The sequence below is a fragment of the Candidatus Eisenbacteria bacterium genome, from assembly GCA_016867495.1.
Classification (GTDB): domain Bacteria; phylum Eisenbacteria; class RBG-16-71-46; order CAIMUX01; family VGJL01; genus VGJL01.
In genome coordinates this window covers 1-1,615 of sequence record VGJL01000362.1, presented here as the reverse complement: position 1 = coordinate 1,615, position 1,615 = coordinate 1, and the positions used below count along the sequence as shown (strand labels likewise).

1 protein-coding gene is annotated in these 1,615 nt (G+C 65.3%); it reads right to left on the bottom strand.

All coding sequences use genetic code 11. The annotated features are described in order from the left end of the window. Positions 1–160 precede the first annotated feature (160 nt). Positions 161–1,615 (bottom strand): hypothetical protein (locus tag FJY88_14270; GenBank protein ID MBM3288493.1); only part of this gene is annotated, 1,455 nt, incomplete at its 5' end.

Genomic DNA, 1,615 nt, shown 5'->3' with positions numbered 1-1,615 from the left:
TCTTCGGGATCTACTGCCTCCTGGTGGGAATCGCCGGGCTCGCCCTCTTGCGATAGACCGCCTTCCGCGCGCGGCGGAGACTCTTTCCTCGCAACCGGATGAAGACAAGAGCGCCGGAGGATGCCTCCGGCGCTCGTCGGATCAGACTATCGAGAGCCAGCTACTTGACCAGCACCAGCTTCGCCGTGCTCTGTCCGTCGAGGCTCGAGAAGTGGACGAGATAGACGCCCGCGCAGACCGGCCGGCCGGCGTCGTCGCGGCCGTCCCAGCTCGCATGGTGCGTCCCGGCCCCCATCTTCCCATCGACAAGCGTGCGCACGATGCGCCCGGCAGGGTCGCTGAGCCTCAGTGTCACGGGCGATGCGGCCGCGACCGAAGAGACGTCGTAGGTGAGCTCCGTGGTCGAGCGCATCGGGTTCGGCCTCGTCCCGAGGATCCGGGCGTTCGAGGACGCCAGCGGATCGGGAGTCGCTGCCGGATCGGGAGCGCAGAGCCACTCCAGCACGCGCTGGATCACCGTCTGCGAGTTGTTTGGAGCGGGATCCGACGTGCTGATCGCGTTCTGCACGATCGTCGAGAAGACGACGCGCCCGCCGCTCGGAAGCTCGTGCCGGATGGCGTTCGGGTTGCCCCCCTCCGAGAAGAAGATGGCTGTCGCGCCCGGAATCGGATTCACCGTATCGACCCGGTTGCCCGGCTCGCCTCCCTCGAAGGTCAAGGGGAGCGTCATCCCGTTCGTCACCGGATCTCCGGCCACGCCCGAGGCGGTGTGGCACCTCGTGGAGATCGTGAATGAGGCGACCCCGAGATAGTCGGTCTGGAACACACCCCCCGGGGGGACCGAGGAAAGATAGTCCATCCCCGGATAATAGAAGCTCCCGCCGCTGTCCATGTAGTCCATCAGGGCATTGACGGCGTCGTTGGAGATTGTGTTCGAGACGTAGCCATGCTGCCAGATGACCGCGTCGAAGCCGGCCATGTCGGTCAACCCCGGCTCCGTGCCCCCGTGTCCGGTGTAGACATCCCAATGGTCGAACAGGTATCCCAGGTTGTTCATGGCGTTGATGAAAGGCACCTCGTAGGGCGCGTTCATGTCGTCGCTCACGAAGAAGATGGACGGCGAGCCGTTGAAGACCCGGTAGGCGTCCGACTGGGTCCGATCCGAGTTCGCCGAGTGCGTGATCAGGTGCTCCGTCCCGATCTGCGTGGTCGCGTCGGTGCGCACCCAGATCGTCACATCGACGGTCTGGCCGGCATCGAGCGCCAGATCGGTCGTCGTCACCCAGTCGGGGCTGCCCGCGACCTGCAGGTAAGTGTCCCACCCCGAGACGATATCATCGACCGAGACCGTCAGGACATCGCCCGCCGCGCTGCGGTTCTTGATCTGCGCCTGCAGAGAAGTCCACCCGTCGCCCTCGGGAACGGAGGCGATCCGGCTTGCCATCGTGACGCTGAAGTCGGTCAGGAAGGTGAGGTACGCCGCCTGGATGATCGTCTTCTGTCCGGTCGTTTGCTGCAGGATCGCGACGCCGTGCAGATTGTCAGCAACCCAGCCCGCGCCCGCCGTGAAGGGGATGCTCAGCATCGCCTGGTCGCCCTGATTGATCAGCGTCGT